The organism is Mesorhizobium sp. P5_C1, from assembly GCF_054049815.1.
This window is the reverse complement of record NZ_JBFULQ010001155.1, coordinates 1-897: the sequence shown is the minus strand read 5'-3', so window position 1 is coordinate 897 and position 897 is coordinate 1. Positions and strand designations below refer to the sequence as shown.

Below are 897 nucleotides of genomic sequence, written 5' to 3'. Positions count from 1 at the left end.
GTCCCACAGCTTCAGCGCATGGTCGTAGATGCCGGCGCTCTCGTCATAGAGATAGTTCGAGCGGATGATGGTGGTGTTGCGGCCGGTGTTGCCGCCGCCGAGCCAGCCCTTTTCCAGCACCGCGACATTGGTGATGCCGTGCACCGTGGCGAGGTAATAGGCGGTGGCCAGGCCATGACCGCCGGCGCCGACGATGATGACGTCGTATTCCTTCTTCGGCTCAGGCGAGGACCACTGTTCCTCCCAGCCCTTGTGGCCGCGCATGGCCTCCCGGGCGATGGCGAATACCGAATATTTCTTCAACGTTCCAGCCTCGCAAATGGCGGCAGGGCATTCTATCGACCCCGGCGCGCGAGGTGTATCACTAGCGAAACGCAGCTTCCACCCTTGCGCTGTTTGCGACGGCGCTTGCCGTTTTGCGCCGCGCCGAAAATGACGCACGCGATCTGGTGGCCATGGTTGCCTTCAGTCACATTGCCGTCGCGACACTCTGGAGGACGATCATGGGCAACGCCTGGTGGAATTTGACGTTGCGCTTCCTGCTGGAGCTTGCCGCCTTGCTCGGCTTCGGCTTGTCGGGCTGGGGTCTCTCCGATGGATTGTGGCGCTGGCTCCTGGCCCTGGCCTTGCCCCTCATTGCCGCTGCCTTGTGGGGGACCTTCGCCGTGCTCGACGATCCCAGCCGGTCGGGCCGCGCCCCTGTGCCGGTACCGGGTGCGGTGCGTCTGGTGCTTGAACTGACGATCCTGTTCGGTGGTGCCGTCGGATTCTACGTGGCCGGCTACACGACCACGGGCATCATCCTCGCCCTGCTCATCGTCATCAGCTACGCGTTCTCGCTCGATCGCCTAGGATGGCTGCTGAAGCAATAGTTCGGGCCGATACAGGGGCCTATAT

2 protein-coding genes are annotated in these 897 nt (G+C 63.1%); one reads left to right on the top strand and one right to left on the bottom strand.

Annotated elements, in window-relative coordinates; translation table 11 throughout:
• Positions 1 to 303: FAD-dependent oxidoreductase (locus ACXJ7R_RS34560; RefSeq protein WP_457155709.1), on the bottom strand; the 303-nt coding region annotated here is incomplete at its 3' end.
• A gap of 200 nt (positions 304 to 503) precedes the next feature.
• Between ACXJ7R_RS34560 and ACXJ7R_RS34555 the strand changes: the two genes are divergently transcribed.
• Positions 504 to 872, top strand: a complete 369-nt coding sequence (locus tag ACXJ7R_RS34555; protein WP_457155708.1) for a YrdB family protein — start codon at positions 504 to 506, stop codon at positions 870 to 872.
• The last annotated feature ends 25 nt before the right edge of the window (positions 873 to 897 follow it).